16 protein-coding genes and 1 tRNA gene are annotated in these 20,157 nt (G+C 43.6%); 9 read left to right on the forward strand and 8 right to left on the reverse strand.

Annotation, left to right across the window (positions count from 1 at the left end; translation table 11 throughout):
- Positions 1-172: 172 nt before the first annotated feature.
- The 7 genes from RB622_RS26370 (at position 173) to RB622_RS26400 (ending at position 7,634) form a co-directional block, all read left to right on the forward strand.
- A complete protein-coding gene (locus RB622_RS26370; RefSeq protein WP_308049780.1) occupies positions 173-1,597 on the forward strand; it encodes an MBL fold metallo-hydrolase in 1,425 nt (474 codons plus the stop codon).
- Positions 1,598-1,623: 26 nt separating this feature from the next.
- The gene (locus RB622_RS26375) at positions 1,624-2,577 is read left to right on the forward strand and encodes an acetyl-CoA carboxylase carboxyltransferase subunit alpha (protein WP_308049781.1); all 954 of its coding nucleotides are present in this window, start codon (positions 1,624-1,626) and stop codon (positions 2,575-2,577) included.
- Positions 2,578-2,595: 18 nt separating this feature from the next.
- Positions 2,596-3,231 (forward strand): HAD family phosphatase, encoded by a 636-nt coding sequence (locus RB622_RS26380; RefSeq protein WP_308049782.1) that lies wholly within the window; start codon positions 2,596-2,598, stop codon positions 3,229-3,231.
- Entirely contained in the window at positions 3,221-4,417 is a 1,197-nt protein-coding gene (locus RB622_RS26385; protein WP_308049785.1) for a site-2 protease family protein, read from the forward strand. The genes RB622_RS26380 and RB622_RS26385 overlap by 11 nt, the downstream gene beginning before the upstream one ends.
- A gap of 39 nt (positions 4,418-4,456) precedes the next feature.
- Positions 4,457-5,041: a 1-acyl-sn-glycerol-3-phosphate acyltransferase gene (locus RB622_RS26390; RefSeq protein ID WP_308049787.1), complete on the forward strand. Its 585-nt coding sequence runs from the start codon at positions 4,457-4,459 to the stop codon at positions 5,039-5,041.
- An 80-nt stretch (positions 5,042-5,121) separates the two neighbouring features.
- Complete coding sequence (locus RB622_RS26395; protein ID WP_308049788.1) at positions 5,122-6,129, forward strand: phosphotriesterase; 1,008 nt, start codon at positions 5,122-5,124, stop codon at positions 6,127-6,129.
- Positions 6,130-6,170: 41 nt separating this feature from the next.
- Positions 6,171-7,634 (forward strand): hypothetical protein, encoded by a 1,464-nt coding sequence (locus RB622_RS26400; RefSeq protein ID WP_308049789.1) that lies wholly within the window; start codon positions 6,171-6,173, stop codon positions 7,632-7,634.
- Here RB622_RS26400 and RB622_RS26405 read toward each other — a convergent pair.
- The 8 genes from RB622_RS26405 to RB622_RS26440 form a co-directional block, all read right to left on the reverse strand.
- On the reverse strand, positions 7,562-8,860 hold the full coding sequence (locus RB622_RS26405) for an ATP-binding protein (protein WP_308049790.1): 1,299 nt from the start codon (positions 8,858-8,860) through the stop codon (positions 7,562-7,564). The genes RB622_RS26400 and RB622_RS26405 overlap by 73 nt on opposite strands.
- Before the next feature lie 15 nt (positions 8,861-8,875).
- Positions 8,876-10,246, reverse strand: a complete 1,371-nt coding sequence (locus RB622_RS26410; RefSeq protein ID WP_308049791.1) for a sigma-54 dependent transcriptional regulator — start codon at positions 10,244-10,246, stop codon at positions 8,876-8,878.
- A 482-nt stretch (positions 10,247-10,728) separates the two neighbouring features.
- Positions 10,729-11,895, reverse strand: a complete 1,167-nt coding sequence (locus RB622_RS26415) for an FtsX-like permease family protein (protein ID WP_308049792.1) — start codon at positions 11,893-11,895, stop codon at positions 10,729-10,731.
- Positions 11,896-11,931: 36 nt separating this feature from the next.
- The gene (locus RB622_RS26420) at positions 11,932-13,176 is read right to left on the reverse strand and encodes an ABC transporter permease (protein ID WP_308049793.1); all 1,245 of its coding nucleotides are present in this window, start codon (positions 13,174-13,176) and stop codon (positions 11,932-11,934) included.
- Positions 13,177-13,299: 123 nt separating this feature from the next.
- The gene (locus RB622_RS26425) at positions 13,300-13,962 is read right to left on the reverse strand and encodes an ABC transporter ATP-binding protein (protein WP_308049794.1); all 663 of its coding nucleotides are present in this window, start codon (positions 13,960-13,962) and stop codon (positions 13,300-13,302) included.
- Between the two features lie 53 nt (positions 13,963-14,015).
- Positions 14,016-15,464, reverse strand: coding sequence for a TolC family protein (locus RB622_RS26430; protein WP_308049795.1), 1,449 nt, complete (start codon positions 15,462-15,464; stop codon positions 14,016-14,018).
- A gap of 5 nt (positions 15,465-15,469) precedes the next feature.
- On the reverse strand, positions 15,470-16,714 hold the full coding sequence (locus RB622_RS26435) for an efflux RND transporter periplasmic adaptor subunit (RefSeq protein WP_308049796.1): 1,245 nt from the start codon (positions 16,712-16,714) through the stop codon (positions 15,470-15,472).
- Between the two features lie 178 nt (positions 16,715-16,892).
- Entirely contained in the window at positions 16,893-18,155 is a 1,263-nt protein-coding gene (locus RB622_RS26440; protein ID WP_308049798.1) for an asparagine synthetase B, read from the reverse strand.
- 246 nt (positions 18,156-18,401) lie between these two features.
- On the opposite strand from RB622_RS26440, the gene RB622_RS26445 reads away from it, so the two are divergent.
- Positions 18,402-19,646: an ABC transporter permease gene (locus tag RB622_RS26445; protein WP_308049797.1), complete on the forward strand. Its 1,245-nt coding sequence runs from the start codon at positions 18,402-18,404 to the stop codon at positions 19,644-19,646.
- A 115-nt stretch (positions 19,647-19,761) separates the two neighbouring features.
- Positions 19,762-19,845, forward strand: a tRNA-Leu gene (locus RB622_RS26450).
- Positions 19,846-20,157 lie beyond the last annotated feature (312 nt).

Raw genomic sequence — 20,157 nt, forward strand, 5'->3', positions numbered from 1 at the left:
TTAAGTTGATTATATTCCGCAACAATTGCCGTGATTACATAAGCATTATTTTGCCGTTCACGTTTTTACTTCAATTTAATCTTTTTGATTGACCATTACGATTCGAAATAATATTGTTTTTTCTCACATGGAGGAAGATCATCATATAGATATTCACGGTATTACATAACACATGAAATTGACATTTTGGGGAGCCGCCCAACAAGTTACCGGCAGTATGTTTCTACTGGAAACAGACGACTACCGGATCTTGATCGATTGCGGCTCGGACTTTGATTTAGACGAAAAAGACAGAAGAACACGCTATGATGAACAAAAAAGTGTTTTCCCTTTTGATGCAAGTTTAATAAACACGGTGCTGCTAACACATGCACATATCGACCACTCCGGCAACATTCCCAACTTGTTTAAAGAGGGTTTTGAAGGAAGAGTCGTTTGTACAGAACCTACCCTTGCCCTTACATCCCTGCTGTTAAAAGATGCTGCCAACCTGCATCAGAAACGGTTGCATGCCCAAAACGGCTCTTCCAACAGAAAACGCGGCAGAAAAAAGAAGGACCTTCCCCGGGATTATTTCGTGGAAAAAAATGTCGTTGAAGCACTGGATAATTTTGTCCCGGTTTCCTTCGGCCAGCGCTACCGGATTGCTGATCATGTTTCGATTACATTTTATGCAGCCGGACACCTGCTGGGTGCGGCACATATTGTCGTTGAGATTACTGAAAACGGAGAAAAAAAACGGATCTGTTTTTCCGGGGACATTGGCAGAAGCAACTATCCACTGCTGATTGATCCGCAGGAAGTACCGCAGGTTGATTATCTTATTTGCGAGTCGACATACGGGAACCGTTTGCACGAGGACACCACCTCTCCGGCGACAGCCCTTGCGGATGTGATCAAACGCACCTGTGTTGACATTCCCGGAAGACTTATCATTCCCTCTTTCAGTGTTGGACGGACACAGGCTTTGCTTTACACGCTCAACAAAATTTACGCAGACCATGCTTTCCCTAACCTGAAAGTATTTTCGGATAGCCCGCTTGCACATAGCAGCACAAAAGTTTATCAGCGGTATGTACGGCTTTTGAATAAGGAAGCGCGAAATTTCCATACAGACAACGATATCCTGTTTGATTTTGAAAATCTGATATACCTCGAAAGTTCGGATGCCAGTCGTGCAGTATCCAATTACAACGAGCCTTGTATCATCATTTCTTCTTCGGGCATGGTGCAGGGAGGCCGCGTTGAACAACATGTGGAGGCCAACATCGGTAACCCATACGCAACCATCCTGATGATTGGCTATGCATCTGAAGGGACGCTGGGCTGGAGGCTTTTGAACGGGCAGGATAGCATTTCGATTCGCGGAAACAAGCTGCCTGTCTTGGCTAATATTGAAAAAATTGACGTATTTAGCGGCCACGGAGACCAAAATGACTTAATCCGGTTTGTGAAAATGCAGGATCCCGAGAAATTAAAGGCTGTCTTTTTGGTTCACGGAGAAGAACAAAGCATGTCTGATTTTCAAACTAAAATTAATGAAATCGGCTACAATACGGTAGAAATACCGTCAAGAGGACGTTCCTATGAACTTTAGTCCTGGCCACAAAGAAGAAATATAACATGAGAACATACCTTGATTTTGAAAAACCAATGGCCGAGCTAGAACGTAAGCTCGAAGAGATGAAGGCGTTAGCACAACAAAATAACGTTGATGTTTCTGATGCCATTTCCCTGCTGGAAAACAATATTACTGAACTTCGTAAGGAAATTTTCGGAAAGCTTACCAGCTGGCAGCGTGTGCAGCTTTCACGCCATCCGGACCGCCCTTATACGCTGGACTATATCCAGTTGATTTGTGATGAATTTATCGAACTTCACGGTGACCGTCAGGTACGCGACGATCCGGCTATGATTGGCGGACTTGCCAATATCGATGGGCAGACTTTCATGCTTATTGGTCAGCAGAAAGGCCGTAATACCAAACAGCGCCAGCACCGCAACTTCGGAATGCCAAATCCGGAAGGTTACCGCAAAGCTTTGCGTCTGATGAAAATGGCTGAAAAATTCAATATCCCCATCGTTACTTTGGTGGATACCCCCGGTGCATTTCCCGGAATGGAAGCCGAAGAGCGCGGACAAGGGGAAGCCATTGCGCGTAATATCAAAGAAATGTTCCTGTTAAAAGTACCGGTTATCTGTATTGTGATCGGGGAAGGTGCTTCCGGCGGAGCGATCGGTATTGCCATCGGCGACCGCGTTTTGATGCTGGAAAATACCTGGTATTCTGTAATTTCTCCTGAAAACTGCTCGACCATTTTATGGCGCAGCTGGGATTTCAAAGAACAGGCTGCCGAAGCGATGAAGATCACAGCCAAGGATATGAAAAATAATAAGCTGATTGATGGTATTGTTCCTGAGCCACTTGGCGGAGCACACCTGGATCACGCATGGATGGCTGCCGAACTGAAGAAAACCATTCTGAATAATTTTAAAGAAATTTCTTCTATTTCTCCCCAGAAAAGAATCGATCAGCGTATCGATAAATTCTGTGCAATGGGTGTGGTTGTAGAATAAACAAGCTTATAGCCGTTCATGAAAAATAGCCGTATTAAGAATATAGTTTTTGACCTCGGTGACGTCATCCTTAACATTGACGTCCCTCTTGCTTCCAGTAATTTTGGCCAACTAAGTGGTAAGGAACAGCATGAAATCCTGACACTTTTCAAAGAAAAGGAGCTCTTCCGCTTGTTTGAAACCGGATTGGTGGATGAAGACGGATTTAGGAACATGATCAGGGAACTGCTTGAATTCCCCGACTGGTCGGAAGAAATTATTGATACGGCATGGAACAGCCTGTTACTGGATATTCCCCCGGCACGCATTGAGCTGATCAAAGCATTGAGCAAAAATTACCGTTTGTTCCTGTTGAGCAACACGAGTTCAATTCATATCAAACAGGTGAATAAAATTTTGCATGCAGCATCCGGTGTTGAAAAGCTGGATGATTTATTTGAAAAAGTTTACCTCTCCTATGAAATGGGGCTGATGAAACCGAACCCTGAAATTTACCTTCAGGTGCTGCGCGAATCGGGTCTGGTAGCAGAGGAAACGCTTTTCCTTGACGACAATGCAGACAATATAACAGCAGCTTCCAAATTAGGCATCGACACAATTCTCGTACAAAAGCCTGTCACAATACTGGACTATCTTAAAGATTATGTCGCCTAATACCCGTACCCACCTGATTCAGGGATTGCTTTTTCTTGCCACCATTATCACCACCACCATGGCGGGTGCAGAATGGATGTTTGGCAATATTTTTTCCTTCGTAAGCTCGGCTGTTCATTTTTTAGCCGAAAAAATGTCAGGAAAAAATATACCACTGACAGGCACACCCATGGGCTGGACCCAGTTTTTCGCCGGTTTTCAGTTCTCAATCCCGTTTTTGGCTATTCTGACGATCCACGAGTTCGGACATTATTTTACAGCCAAATCGCATCAGGTTAAGGTTACGCTCCCCTATTACATTCCGTTGTGGTTTGGGATTTCTCAAAGTATCGGTACGATGGGTGCTTTTATTCGGATTACATCGGTGGTTCGTTCCAGGTTGAAGTTCTTTGATATTGGTATTGCAGGGCCTCTGGCCGGGTTTATTGCTGCGCTGGTGGTTTTGTATTATGGCTTTACACACCTGCCGCCTCCCGAATATATTTTTACCATCCACCCGGAATATGCACGTTACGGATTAAGTTATCCGCAGTTTGCCTATGAAAATGCCGAAGGAAACTTAGCCCTGGGCGACAACATCCTGTTTTGGTTCTTTAAAACCTTTATTGCCGACCCTGCACGTTTGCCCCATACCTATGAGATCATTCACTATCCCTATATTTTCGCCGGATATCTGGCGCTGTTTTTTACCTCATTAAACCTGATTCCGATCGGACAACTTGACGGTGGCCATATCCTTTACGGAATGATCGGCAAAAAGAAATTCGACGTTGTAGCGCCTGCGCTTTTTATCGCCTTTATCTTTTACGCGGGTTTGGGCATGTTCAGGGCTGAGGATTTCGCGATCAGCAGTGATGCAGTATTTTACGAGCATTTGCTTTCCCTGTTCATCTACATTTATTTCCTTTATATCTGTCTGAGAAAAATCAGCGATAATCCGGCAAATGCCATTATGCTGAGTCTGATGATTGTGGTTGCACAGTTCGGCGCCACATACATCCGTCCTGACTGGGAAGGTTATTCAGGGTTTCTTCCCTTCGTTTTTATTCTGGGACGCTTTTTAGGAATCCGTCACCCCGAAACCGAAGATAATAAACCCATCGGAACGGCCCGGATGGTCCTCGGTATATTTGCACTGATCATCTTCATTATTTCGTTTAGTCCGAAACCATTCATTGTTCTCTGAACTAACTGACCGGGCTAATTACCTTGTTATGTCAAACCGATGCTAAATTCCTTCGCGGCATTCATCTTTCGCATCGCCGGTTGGAAAATCATCGGCAGGCCGCCGCATGAAATCAAAAAGGCTGTCTGGGTCGGGGCGCCCCATCATTCCAACTGGGATTTCATGCTGTGTTTGGGCGCTCGGGGAGCAATAAAAATCAACATCGGTTTTCTTGCTAAAAGTCAGCTTTTCAAATGGTATTCCGGCTGGCTGTTCCGTGCCCTGGGGTGCTATCCCGTTTACCGGAATAAATCCACCAATATGGTTGATGCGGTTGTAAATCTCTTTAATGAAAATCAAAGCCTGCATATTGCCATAACCCCGGAAGGGACAAGAAAAGATGTTGAAAGACTCAAAACAGGCTTTTACCACATCGCTCTTAAAGCACGGGTCCCGCTGATTTTAATAGGGTTCGACTATCCCCGAAAAGCTCTGGTGATCAGTGAACCGATATTTCTGACAGGTAATCTGGAAACCGATCTGAAAAAAGTATACGATTTTTACAGTAACATTCAGGGGAAACATAAAACCTGGCTTCGGGAGTACGCACGGACGGGCCTGATCATAACACATCAAAAAGACTGACCGAAGTGCAAAAGGCATAATTTATTAATTGTCAGTCCATCAATTAATATTACATTGCACAGGATTCAATGTCTAAGCGTATGCAATCTCGCCGGGAATTTCTTCAATCCTGTCTGGCTACTCCTTTCCTTTTGAATAATCTACATTATTCAGATGAAAAAATCATCACCGTTCTTGGCGAAGTAACCGCCGCACAACTAGGTCCCACGCTGATTCACGAACATATACTGGTAGATTTTATCGGTGCCGACAAAATCAGTTCAAATCGTTGGGAACATAGTCAGGTTATCAGTAAAGTGCTGCCTTATCTTGCCGAGATCAAAACAAGAGGCATAAAAACGGTTGTCGAATGTACGCCTGCATTTATTGGCCGTGACGTATTGTTGCTGGAAAAAATTTCCACACAAAGTGGTATCAATATTCTTACCAATACCGGATATTACGGTGCATCAGATAATAAATACCTCCCGTCATGGGCGTTCACCGAAACGGCCGGTCAGCTGGCAAAACGCTGGATATCTGAATTTGTCAATGGCATTGAAGGGTCGAAAATCAGACCAGGATTTATCAAGATCGGGGTCAATCCCGGTGCTTTATCACCCATACATCAAAAACTGGTTAAAGCCGCGGCGTTAACCCATCTCGAAACCGGCCTTACCATTTGCTCCCACACCGGACCATCCATCCCTGCTTTTGAACAAATTGAGCTATTGAAAAAGGAAGGTGTCCATCCCAGTGTTTTTGTTTGGGTGCATGCCAACAGCGGCGACAGCAATGATTTTATAAAAGCAGCAAAAATGGGAGCCTGGATAAGTCTGGATGGGATCAGTGAGGATAGTCTGACAAAAAATGCGGCAACCATTCATTTACTCAAAACTGAAAATCTTCTGGATAAAGTGCTCATCTCCCATGATGCCGGCTGGTATAAACCAGGCGAAGAAAACGGAGGAGAATTCAGAGGTTTTACGACGATTTCAGATCAACTGATTCCGTTATTAAAAACAAAGGGATTTACAAAAGCCGATCTGGATCAACTGATGATCAAAAACCCTGTTCAGATGCTTTCGATCAGGGTTCGTAAAACGTAGCCAACCCCAGTAACTCGTATTTCAACTCACTCTGACAACGCATGACATCATTCTCTACCCTACATCCAACCCAAAAGAAAATTGCCTTGCTTACCCTTACAGGCTTTGCATTTCTTTATTTTATCTGCTCCGCTGGTATTAACGGCTCCAACGATGGCAGTCATTTTGCGCTTGCAAAAGCGGTTTACCAAAATCATACAACCGAGATCAAACCTTTTTTCAACTATGTAAAATGCTGCGATTTTGCTGAAAAAGATGGGAAAATATACTCCGACCGACTCCCTGGAACCGCGCTGCTCATGCTACCCTTTCTGGCCTACGCAGATTTTGTGGGATGGATTGGCTTGCCTCACCTCGGACAATTTTATGAATCCGATGTTGTTGCAATCTCCTTACTTCCCAACCTTTGCGCTTTAATAAGTCTGATCATCCTATTTCTGTTATACCGGCAATCCGGTTTCAACTTTGCATTTGCACTTGTCAGCACGATCATTTACGGTCTGGCGACCTTGCACTGGCTTGAAGCTACCCACGCATTTTCGCACATGTCTTCTGCGATGTTGATTTTACTGGCTGTCTACTACGCGGCGAACGTGAAGGATATACGAAAAAATCAGCACGTTGTTTTTCTGATTACCGCTATCATCAGTTTCTCCACCCTGATTGAGCTTCAAAATATCCTGTTTCTTGCCCCCTTTTATATTTATCTGTTTATTAACTCCACCAACCGTGATTACAAAACCTGGATTACCGTTCTTGCAAAATCTACGGTTATAGCCGCATTTTTCGTTGGCTGTCTTTTGGCATACAACTACATCACTTTTGGCGAATTGATTTTAAAAAGTAATACCTACAATCCGAATTTTCCGGAAGAAAAGACCTTATCAACCTCGCTTGGCGGCAATTTCACCCTGGGACTGGACAAATTACTGACCAGTTTTTCCAACATTGAAGTTTACTACAAGTGGTATAAAGGTCGCAACAACGACACGCCGGGCATTTTTGTAAGTTCGCCGGTCATGCTTATTGCTGTATACGGATACTTTCTGTTTATCAAAAAAGCGCGCAGCAAGGCACTGCTTTTCATCTCCATGATTGTCATTTCAATACTGATCGCAGCATTTCACAAAACCACCCTGACCAGGCATATTTTTACCATCACACCGTTTTTCTTTTTCCCTTTTATTTACGTACTGCAAGCGGTGTGGCAGTCAAAAAAATACCGGTTTGTCGGGCTTTCGATTATTACTCCAATCGTTTTGCTGAGTGTTATGAGGGTATTCTATATCAATGTCACGTATTGGGAACACGGTGTGAAGGGTTTTCCAAGATATCTGACTGAGCTACCTTTTTTCTTTGCGTTTTATATTCCGCTGGTAATTTTTATTGTTCTATTGAAGAAGTCAACCAAGTTGCATTGGTTTTCAAACATTCACGCTATTTTCCCAATCAGGAAAGTCGTCCATCCGGCAGCATCCGATAACAGCGAGAACGAAAATCCGTGATTTAACAGAATCTCCCTCGTCAGGGTCAATCCAATGCCCTGGCCATCTTTTTTTGTACTAAAAAACGGATTAAATAACTGCGCAGCCGTTTCTTCGGAAATAGGCTCGCCGTTGTTTCTGATCGCGATATGATTTTCAAATACTTCCAGCTCGATCCTATCTCCCGGCTGACAGGCATCGATTGCATTTTTAATCACATTGACAAAAACCTGCTCCATTTGCCCGGAATCAATACGTGCCCAAAGCTGCTGACTTTCGCTGACTTTAATATCCAGACTTAATCCTTTCTGTTCCGCGAGCGCCCGCATAAAAATTCCGACGCTTTTCACCAGTGCAGCGACATCCGTATTTTCCGTTTGGGGTGAAGGCAAACGCACGACATCAGCAAAATTCCTCATAAAAACAGCCAGTTTCTGATTCCGTTCCGAGGCAATTTGAAGCGCTTCCCGCAGATCCAGAAAAGAATCTTCGGAAAGATAATTCCGCGTCGTTTGCAGAATCGAATCCGTTGCGCCAAGCGTATTATTTACCTCATGGGCCATCATCCGGATCACTTTCCCGTATGCCTTTTTCTCCGATTCGAGGATATCTTCGGTTAATTCTTCAATCATTAAAAATGAGCGCCGGAAGCCCTGATCCATAAAATGGGAGCGCTGGACCTTGTAAGTTTCGACAGCATTTATCTTTACTGTTTTCGAATCTCCGTCCTGTAAATCTTCCAGCTGATTGAGTAAGGACAGATCGAGTTCGTTCAGCCTTTTACCAATAAAAAACGTTGGCTCCCGTTGGAATTGTTTTCTTGCCTTTTCATTGATCTGAGAAATTTTTTCATCGAAATCCAGGATCAGAATGGCAATGGGCGATGCCTCTATTAACTTTTCCAAAAAGAAATGCTGCTCATTGAGTTTGATACGCTCTTCCCGCAACTGATCGATCATCAGGTTATAGACTTCGATCAAAATATCTACTTCTCTTTTTCCAGTCGGGACAAATTTTATGGTAAAATCCTTATCCTTGATAGCCTCAATGCCAGAGCGGACAAAATCCATAGGCCTGGAAAAATCCCGGTAGATTTGTACAGAGATTACGATTGAAATAACAATTAAAACTTCGGAAGCTATAAAATACGCCTTGTTTTCACTTAGCCACTTGAAGGCAAGAAACACCAACATGCCGTGGAGTGTGCCTATGAAAATGATATATTTATAACGAAGCGGTAATTTCATGAATGATGATACAAATTAATTTTCAGATTCGTAAGAAATATCATATTTCTCCAATCTGCGGTATAGTGCAAAGCGCGTAATTCCCAAAGATCTGGCCACCCGGGAAATCTTTTGTTGATGAAATTCCATCGCCCGGATGATCATTTGATACTCCATTTCTTCAAGTGTTAGAGTACCCACTTCCGGTAAAACGCTCTTACCCGATGGCTGCGGATCCGGATTAAGATTTCTTTTGAAATCATCAATATCCAGAATATCCTGTGCAGACAACAACACTGTCCGCTCGACAATATTTTTCAACTGACGAATATTTCCCTGCAAGGTTAATGTTTTCAGCCATTTCAGGGCCGAAATCCCCAATTGCAAATCAGGACGCTGGTAAATTACTTTCAGGTTATTGACAAAAAACGCAGCCAGGATGGGGATATCCCCGGGACGTTCACGAAGTGCCGGGAGTTTTACAGTGATCAGATTGACCCGGTAAAACAGATCTTCCCGAAAAGTACCCTGTGTTACCATTTCTTCCAGATTACGATTGGTGGCACAGATCACCCGGACGTCAACTTTCCGGCTTTTGCTGCTTCCGAGCGGTTCAAAAGTACGCTCCTGCAACACCCGTAATAACTTCACCTGGCTCGCAAGATCCAACTCACCGATTTCATCCAGGAAAATCGTGCCGCCATGCGCCATTTCGAAACGCCCGATGCGGTCCGCCTTCGCGTCCGTAAAAGCACCTCTGACGTGACCAAATAGTTCACTTTCAAACAATGTCGATGAAATGCCTCCCAGGTTAACCTTAACAAAAGGTTTTGATTTTCGCTTGCTGTTAAGATGAATAGCCTCCGCGATCAGTTCCTTTCCGGTACCGCTTTCGCCGGTTATCAGCACGGGTGCATCGGTTACTGAAACTCTACCTATCGTTTCAAGGATTTCCAAAAGCCTGGGATCCTCTCCGACAATATTTTCGAAATGATAGGTCTGTTCCAGTTTCCGGCGGTTGGCCGACTGCGGTGTTTGCTGTGCAAGATTCAGGATCGTTTTAACGGATTGCAGCAAATAATCATTTTGCCAGGGTTTCGTGATAAAATCCCTGGCACCTTCCTTCATCCCCTTAACCGCCAGGTCAATCGTTCCCCAGCCAGTAATCAGTATCACCGGAATGGCTGCATTAAGCTTCCCGATGCGCTGCAACAAATTCATCCCCTCTTCACCGGACGTTTCGATAGAAAAATTCAGGTCCAGCAGAATTAATTCCGGGGTTTCCTTATTCAGAATATCAATGGTATCCTCAGGAGAAGCCGCACCCCTGACACTAAATCCCTCTTTTTTAAGGAGGAGCGCCAGGGAAGTACGGATGGCTAAGTCGTCGTCAACAATGAGGATCATAAGGTTTACAATTGTTTTTACCCGAAACTACTAATATTTTGAAAAGACATTACATTTTTGACTAATCCTTGCCCCATTGGGGCATCCTGTTTATAGAAATATGATTTGCCTCATCTAACTCCCTGCTCAGGAGGAGTTCTCTATTTAATTTTCAATCAGAAAACATGTCTCGCCGGAAATCAAGAGGCTCCTACAGAGCCAGATACTCTTATCAATCCTAAATTTCTATAAACAGGTAGCTCTTAAAAGAGCTGGTCCTCAATTTAAAAAGTCATTATATTCTCTCCCCTTGCCCCATTGGGGCATCCTGTTTATAGAAAAAAGTTTCTCTGCATCTCAGCGCACTCCATAGGAGTGTCCTGCTAAATTGTCGAGGATAAAAAATATCCTGCTGTCAATCAGGAGGCTCCTACAGAGCCAGATATTGTGATCAATCCTAAATTTCTATAAACAGGTAGCTCTTAAAAGAGCTGGTCCTCAATCTACTCCTCATGCAAAGCAACCGCCGGATGAATGCGGGAAGCTTGCCGACTTGGATACCAGGCACACAAAGTTACGATAAGGAAAATGATCAGAATGGCTGCCAACACGGCTATGGCGTAAGTATTTACCGGAACGTCAAATACACCCAACAATGGAAACTGCATCGCAAACAACAGTCCCAGTACAATACTAAATATGGCCAGAACCCAGACCTCTCCTAAAAATTGCGTGGTGACATCCGCCTCGGTAGCGCCCATTGCACGTCGTAATCCTATTTCACCGCGTCGTTTGGCGATATTCAAATTGAGAATGCCGAAAAGCCCCAGCGCTACATTCGTTAGCAAAAACCCGCTGACAATAAGAAATATCATGACAGGTACCAAAGTTATTTTATGACGATTATTTCTTGAATCTTTTAGATAACTTACTTCAATCCCCCACCCCGGCAACATTGTGGCCATGTCTTTAACCAACCTGGCTTCAAAATTCGCGTCAGTCCCTGGTTTTGTTTTTATCATCATGTTCGAATTCCAGTTGTCATCTTTTCCAATCATGCGAAACATGCCCGGTTCATCCGCTGAAAATTCGCCGTGTGACTTAAACTTGTCAATTATACCAACAACCTTATAGGATAACTTATCGTCTACCTTAATAACTTTTCCAAGCGGATTATCGCCGGTAAATAATCCTTCCTTCATTTTTTTATTAATAATTATAGAAACATATTTCGACACTTTGTCTGATTCATCAAACCACCGGCCACTTTCAACCGATAAATCAAGTGTTGCACGCATTGCTTCATCCGTATAATATTGATCAGCGAGCACGTTTATCTTATTATAGTCAACCGAATTATTCATCTGACTGGCTGAAAATGGTGCATTACTGCTCATGCGAGAAGCAGATGCAACCTCCGAATAGGACCGGACACGCTGTAAAGCTCTTTTCAGTTTATCACCCACATCAATCGTGTCCTGATTGTTTTTCAGGTCCAGGTTCCAGACCTGCTCATATTGAAATCCTATGGGCTCCAGGTAATTGGTGAAATTGTAGACGATCATTGAAAGTACACCAAACAACACCATAAAAGACGCCCAGATCTCAATGATCAGCAAAGCATGTGTACCTCTTTTATTCCATATTAATTTAATCAAATGACGTATCATAGCAATAATTTTAAATAACAGAATAACGATTGAATCCTAGCCTTTCAAGGCATCCACAATTTTTAATCTTGACATCCGGAAGGCAGGTAAAACACCCGACAGAAATCCAAACATCAGGCACACGCCTACACTGATCAAAAACACGGCAAAGTTGATCGTAAGATCCGCGTACGGTATCCAGCCACTGGAGTTGATAAGATAAATAATCAGATAAGATAACCCCAATGCCAGCACGCCGCCGATACAGGTGATAAAAATATTCTCAATAATGAACTGCCATAACAATGCTTTTGACGGCGCTCCAAACGCTTTACGAACACCAATTTCCGAAGCCCTTTCCAGAATCCGGCTCACATTTACATTCACCAGATTGATAGCAGGCAAACCGATGAACATCAGAATCACCAATGCGGTCATGCTATAAAGCATAAGTTTATCCTGATCCCTTCTTGCGAACGTGTTCAGGAAATGGTCAAAATACTCTTCCGCTTTTATGATCAAAATATTAAATTTTCGCTCTCCCCGAATCTCCGACATCGGAATGGATTTAATACCGCTATCAAACTCTGATTGAATGGCAGGAATATCCGTTTGGTCCTTAGCCAGGGCAATAGCGATGTAGCTACCTTGCATGCCTTTATTCTCATAATTACTTTTCGGTGCGGTATAGGGAAAATAAACGTCACTATAAGTGTATAACCTCGTAGCCGGACTCCCCTTTACAATGCCAATTACTTTGTAATCGATCCCCTCAATTTCAATATTTTGACCAATAACCGTCTGCCCTTTCTTCTCAAAATACTGGTTCCGGAGATCATCCGTGATTACCACCACATGCTCGCCGCTCTTTGTATGTTGCTCGTTGTAAGGTTTTCCCTCCAAAAATTCAAAGCCCATGACATGCCAAAACGCTGCATCTGTATATTTTGTATTCAGCTTTATTTTTTTCCCATTGATATACGTATTGGAAAAACTGAAATTCGAAATAATCGTTACATTTTCGGGCGTTTTAAGTGATTTTGCATACCTGGATAAAAATCGAAAACTGGCAGGTCCGGTGGACATAGAAGTTTCGGCTGAATCCGTCAGCATCATGGTAGCGATGTAAAGCGACCTGTCCCTATTATTTTCAGGATAATGCGCTCCAAAAAGATGATCTAAAAAAGACGTCAGAACCATCAGCACTGTCAGTGTCAGACTTATCCCGAACAATGTGATAAAGGTATAGAAAGGATGCCGCAGCAAAACCTTCCAGGCGATTTTTATGTAGTTTGAAAGCATGGCAACGGGAATATTTTAGATAAAACTGACTGATGAGATGGTAGAATAAGTGAATGATAGATTGAGAGAATGGTCGAATATTTTCTACACGCAAGCACATTCTATCATTCACCCATTCAAAATTTATAAAACCTGTGTCCCGTCAAATAACCTGATCAGTCTGTGTGTTCTTTTTGCCATGGCATCGTCGTGGGTTACCATGACAATCGTGGCACCGTTTTCGTTTAGGGATTGTAAAATGTTAATAATCTCATTTCCCATGGCGCTGTCCAGGTTTCCGGTGGGTTCGTCGGCTAGGATAATCTCGGGTTTCCCGACAATAGCTCTGGCGATTGCCACGCGCTGTTTTTGCCCGCCTGATAGTTGCTTCGGAAAATGTTTCATACGGTTAGCCAATCCAACTTTTTCGAGTGCTTCTTCCGCAAGTTCTCTGCGCTGTTTTGCATTGTTGGACCGGTAAAGCAATGGAATTTCTACATTATCAATCACCGAAAGATCATTGATCAAATGAAAGCTCTGGAAGATAAATCCCAGCATTTTGTTTCGCAAAGGAGCGATTTCCTTATCGTTAAACCGCTCGACTTTCCGTCCGTCAATTTCAATAATGCCCTTCGAAGGCGCATCAAGCAGACCAATGATATTCAACAAGGTACTTTTCCCGCACCCCGACGGTCCCATGATGGATACAAATTCACCCTTTTTTACATCCAGATTGATGTTGTTAAGCGCAAGCGTTTCTATCGAACTCGTCCGATAGACTTTTTCAACATTTTGAAGTTTGATCATGGCCAATTTTTTATTGTTTAAAATTTATGTAGGCGGGACGGCTCCCCTTACCCCTATGCCTCAATTTTCTGATTTCTTTCAAAGTCATACAAGGTTAACAAACGCAGGGTGTAATAGGACTGCCAGTAGTCCCGCAATGCCAGGATATAATCCCTTTTCGCGCGGTCCTTTTCCTGCATGGCAATCCCAAGATCGGTCACACTTAAATTACTCAGTATAAAACGATCCTGTGCGATCTGATATCGGTTTGCGGCAATTTGATCCGCCAGTTTCGTCAGTTTCACCTGTTTTTGTAACATTTGCAAAAGCGTTACCTGCGTAAAAATTTCCTGTTCAAAGGTAAGTTTATCCTGCTCCACCGACTGCTGCGCAAATTCCTGATTTGCCTTAGCAACTTCTGTTCTGGCCTTGTTACGTCCCCAGGTCATAATGGGCAGCGTAAATTGCAGTTCAACAAATTCCCGATCCTGCGGTTTCACATAAATATCACCCGGCCGCGGTCCCTGATTGGATAATCCGAAAGTAGCGCTGACCGATGCATTCAGGCCATTTTCCTTTTTTGCCTGCACAACGTCCCGGGTGGCTTCCAGTAATCTGCGCGCAAAGGTAATCGCATCGGCGCGGTTGGCGAACGCTTCGTCCAAAGCCCTTTGCGGATCAATGGTAAATTCATCCAATTCCTGCGGCACTTCCAGTTCCAGTGCGCGCTCATCCCGTGAACTCAGGAACATTTTCAGTTTCAAAGAAGCCACTGCTGCCGATTGGTTTGCGGACGCAAGATCTTTCTGCGCCGTCAACAATCCCATTTGAAGCTGCAAGAGATCATTCTGAGATATCTTGCCAAGTTCCAGTTTATGCCCGGCGATCTTGTAAAGCGTATCGCTATTACTCCTGTTTTTATCGGCGATCTGTAAATTTACCTGTGCTACGAGCAGATCAAAATACAAACCGGTGGCCGCCAGCGCAACCTGTTCCAGGTCTCCGATGTATTTCTGATTACCTTCCTGAAACTTCAACGGCTCAATTTTCCGGTCCCACTTCATTTTATTAAAACGGAACAAAGGCTGATCGATTCCAAATTCGAAAGGAATACCATTGTAGCTGGTTTTATTCCCCGCAAAATCGTCAAACCGCTGCATTTGCTGTTGCATATAAATGGTACCGCCCGTGAGCGCGACGCTTTGATTCAATAAAAGGTTAACGGTGGAGTTATTATTTGAAACCGATTTAAACGAAACCGTTCCGTCGGGCTGCACCACCTGAATATACGAATTGGTGAAACCCGGCACCGTGCCATTCAAACTGAGCTGCGGTTTGAAATCCGCCAGAAAGGATCGGTACTTCCAGTAATTCGTTTTCTTTAATGTAACGGCCTGTTTGGAGGCAACGGATTGTTCCCTGGCCTGCTGCACGACCTCAGTCAATGATAACCGCAGCGCCTGTGCACCGGAAAAATGTGTCTGCAAAACAAACAGGAAAAAGTATAAATATCTCATTTTCATGCCCCTTATTGAATTGAGATTTCTTCCAGATTTTCAAACTGACTCATGTCGGTCAGGATCACATTTTCGCCCTTTTGCAGTCCGCCTTTAATCTCAACATAATCGAAATTAGATAACCCAACCTCTATTTCACGCCGTTCGGCCACACCATTTTTAAGGATGTAAACAAATTGTTTTCGCTTCCCATTAAATGCAGGACCATTTGCGACACGAAGCGTTTGCGCACTGCGACTGGTGATGATAAAAACTTCCACCTTCATATTCGGCCTGAGCGATTCGTTTTTCGCGTTATCGAGTTGTACGACAAATTCGATAATTCCGTTTTTGATAGAAGGCTTTACCTGTGAAATGATTCCGCGCAATACCGTTTCATTCATTTTAACAATAACCGATAAACCGGTTTTGACCTGATCTGCGTATACGTCTGAGCAGGAACCATCAATTCTGAAACTACCCAGATCCGCAACTTTTGCCAGCATTTCCCCCTCATTTACAGCGGACCCGATATTTTCATTGACCCATGTCAACACACCTTTGCGATCGGCAACAATGTCCGCCATTTTTAGCTTATGCAATAGTTCTTTCAAATTATTACCTTCAATCTGTTCACCAAGCTGTGTTTCTTTCAAACTTGCACCCATCGACTCCCGGTTATACGACAAATCGTTTTCCAACTGTTTCTTTTCCAGTTCAGCAATCCTGAGCGCATTTTCAGCGCGGGTTATGTCTTCGCCGGTACCGCCGCCTACTTTTTGCAAACGTTTCGCATCTTCAAAATCCGCACGAAGTTTGTTGATGTTCAAGGATTTGATCTTGTCGTTGATCTCCGCATCAAAAAGATTTTTATTCAGCTTCATCCGCAGCTGTTCGATGCTGTTGCGCTTTAATTCCAGCTGGTCCTTAAACTTCTCGGATTCAATTTCGGTTAGCGATTTATCAAGATCCACAATGGCTTGTCCAGGCATAACCGGTGTTCCGGGCGTAATCAAAATTCGACGGATGCTCGCACGAATAGGACTCGTGATAATCTGTTCGTAAGCGGGAATAATTTCTCCGGAAGCCGTCAGCGTATTTTCAACATCACCAATTTCCACTATGCTGCTGCGAATGCGCGAAGCCTCCACGGTACCTTTTAATGATTTGCGCAAAAAATAAATCCCGGCAAGCAAAACGACAATACTGGCAATTGCGATCAACCACCGGCGGTTTTTCTGCTTTTTTAGATAATCCGGTTCAACTTCCCGATCCATTTTGTAAAGTTTAAGATATAGACTATTTCCTTTTCATGGCTAACTATATCTTTTACTTACAGAACTATGCCAAAAGTTAAATAATTAATTATGAGCTATTTAATTTAAAAACAAAAAGAAAAAACCGTGCGATAATGCACGGTTTGTGTGTTATTGAACGTCAATGCTAATCCGCAGATCAGGTTTTCATTTTTTTCTTTTTCGCAGCCGGAAAAAGAATGTTGTTTAAAATCAGGCGATAACCTGCCGAGTTCGGATGCAGATTCAGATCCGTGGGTTCCTCTCCCACCCGGTGCTGATAATCCTCGGGATCGTGTCCGCCATAAAAAGTAAAAAATCCTTTTCCATGCGTGCTGTGAATATATCTGGCTTCCTGAGCCGTTTTATTTTCAGCGAGAATCACCACCTCAGGTTTTACAAAACGATTTTTAAACGCAGTGGTTTGGCCTAAAAATCCTTTGATAATGGTTTGGTGATTTTGTGTCAGCATGCTTGGTACCGGATCCCATTTGGCAGAAAACTGGAAGAGCGAAAAGAAATCGTTTGATTCATTCAATCCCCGTTCATCCGGCTGGTTATCAATATCCGAAAACTCCACCTCGTAAGGATAAGGTATCGTTTTAAAATTCTGAAAAGCGAAAGTATTCCCAAAATTGAGTTTGCTGTTAGCGGTCGGATCCGCCGGGGAGCCATCGTACATGGTTTCAACAATATCGATACCTTCCGCAGCCAAAGCGATGTCAAACGTGTCCGTCGCGTTACACATCGCAAACATATACCCTCCGCCCGACACAAATTCAGAAATTTTCTTGGCAACAGCCAGCTTCATCTGTGGGACATTGGCAAACTGAAATTTGTCGGCAACACCTTCCGCCTCCCTTTTTTGTTCACGGTACCAGGGGTAGTCCTTATACTGAAAGAATTTCCCGAACTGGCCTGTGAAGTCCTCGTGGTGCAAATGTAGCCAGTCATATTCGGGCAGTTTTCCGCCTAAAACCTCATCATCGTAAACCACATCGTAGGGAATTTCTGCGTAAGTCAACACCAGCGTTACCGCATCATCCCAGGGTAATTTTGATTTGGGGGAATAAACGGCCACTCTTGGTGCCTTTTGCAACTTCACGGCATCCATATTCACATCCGGCGCACTGATCTGGTTTAAGATCTGCCCGGCCTGCCCTTCTGATATGACCTCAAAACTCACCCCGCGCACAGTCATTTCAGAAGCGAACTGCTGATTATAGGCAACCATAAAACTTCCGCCACGATAGTTCAGCAGCCAGTCCATTTCCATTTCGTAGCTTTTCAAGATCCAGTAGGCTATACCGTACGCTTTCAAATGGTTTTTCTGGGATTCGTCCATCGGAATCAACAGTCTGTTGCCAAGACATTGGCCAGAAATGGCTAAAAAAATGATAAACGGAGCAAAGAGCCGTACCATTGGTTTGATTCTTTCACGCATCATGTGCAGCTTTACGAATTAATAAAAACAGGTGGTCTTTAACCAAAAAAGGTGGTTGCGAAGTCATCCTGATAACAGATTAGAATCCCTAGTTATTTGCGTTATGGCCATTTGCACGGTCATAATTTCTCTGATTCATAACGAAAGATACGCTTATCACCGCGCATTTTTTATCCGAATTAATGTAATTTTATTAAATATGGCACGTAACGCACAATTTATACAATGAATATTAAGGAAAATGTAGACGAGGGCTTACGTTCCATTCAGTCGAATCTGCTTCGTACGGTACTGACTGCGCTCATTATCGCAATCGGTATTACCTCACTGGTGGGAATTCTAACAGCTATTGAGGGCATCCAGAATTCCGTAAACAGCAGTTTTGCAGACCTTGGAGCCAACACATTTACGGTTAAAAATCATGAGGAAAACAATTTCCGAAATGGCGGGCGTCGCGGGAAACGCTATCCGGTGATTAATTACCGCGAAGCATCCGAGTTTTCACAGCGTTTCAGAGATGAATATGAAGGAACGGTATCGCTATCGGCCATGATTGGCGGGGCGGTTCAGGCCAATCACCTTTCAAAAAAAACCAACCCCAACAGCAGCGTGATCGGTGCCGACGAACAATACCTCGGGATTAACGGATATAAAATAGATTTTGGCAGGAACCTTAACAAAAACGACCTCGAAAACTCGTTGAATGTGGCCATTCTGGGACAGGAAATCGCGCGAAACCTGTTTGATCAGATTGATCCGGTCAACAAGGAAATTACGTTTATGGGGTCAAAATACAAGGTTGTTGGTGTGCTGGAAAAGAAAGGATCTCTGGGAGGCGGTACGGACTCGGACCGTATTATCATCATTCCGCTGGACAACGGACGCGGACTGGCTGCCAACAGGACTTTAACTTACAACATTACGGCCTCTGCCGCCAACATCACCGACGGTGAATTTATTATTGAAGAAGCTCGCGGCCTGATGCGCCGTATCCGCAACGACAAACTTGGAAATGAAGATTCCTTTGTACTGGAACGCGCCGACGCCATGGCCAAGGATTTCGAGAATATTTCCGGTTATTTAAGAATTGGCGGATTTGGGATTGGCATTATTACACTGCTGGGCGCATCCATTGCCCTGATGAATATCATGCTGGTTTCCGTTACCGAACGTACCAGAGAGATTGGCATAAGAAAATCACTGGGTGCAACGCCGAAAGTGATCCGTTTTCAATTTTTGATTGAAGCGATCGTCGTGTGTATCATTGGCGGAATTGCCGGCCTTTTTCTTGGCATCATCATTGGTAATATCATTTCCAACTCCATCAGCGAAGGCAGCTCTTTTGTCGTGCCGTGGTTGTGGATGGCGTTAGGAATCATTGTTTGTATTGTTGTAGGTGTTCTTTCCGGAATTTATCCGGCCATAAAGGCTTCGAGACTCGATCCTATCGAAGCGTTACGCTATGAATAACCTTATGACAGTCAGCACAGTTATAAATACCACAAAAAATTATGTAAAATATTTAGTGTAAAAGTTTGGGTAATCCGATTTTCTCCCTACTTTTGCACTCCCAACACAACACAATGCCCGGATGGCGGAATTGGTAGACGCGTTGGTCTCAAACACCAATGAGGTTACACTCGTGCCGGTTCGACTCCGGCTCCGGGTACAAAACGGAACTTAGATGACATTTCATTAAAAGTTCCGTTTTTTTTGTTTCTACCAGCTTAAATCTATTATCTTCTGTACCTGATAACAAAGTCATAATTATTATCGAAGACCAGGGAAGATCTGTCATAGGAAACACCTATACTAAGTCCTTTATACACATCGACGTCCAAAGTTATCACACTCTTTAATTCGGATCAAGCTGAAAAGTTGGGGGGAATGAAATAAATTATTTGCTTTGTAGCCCGAACCAATCCCGTTTGTGTTGAACGAATCTTATCAAGCCTTAGTCCGTATCCTTTTGCCAGAAGGC

This window comes from Dyadobacter sp. LHD-138 (genome assembly GCF_030929615.1).
Classification (GTDB): domain Bacteria; phylum Bacteroidota; class Bacteroidia; order Cytophagales; family Spirosomataceae; genus Dyadobacter.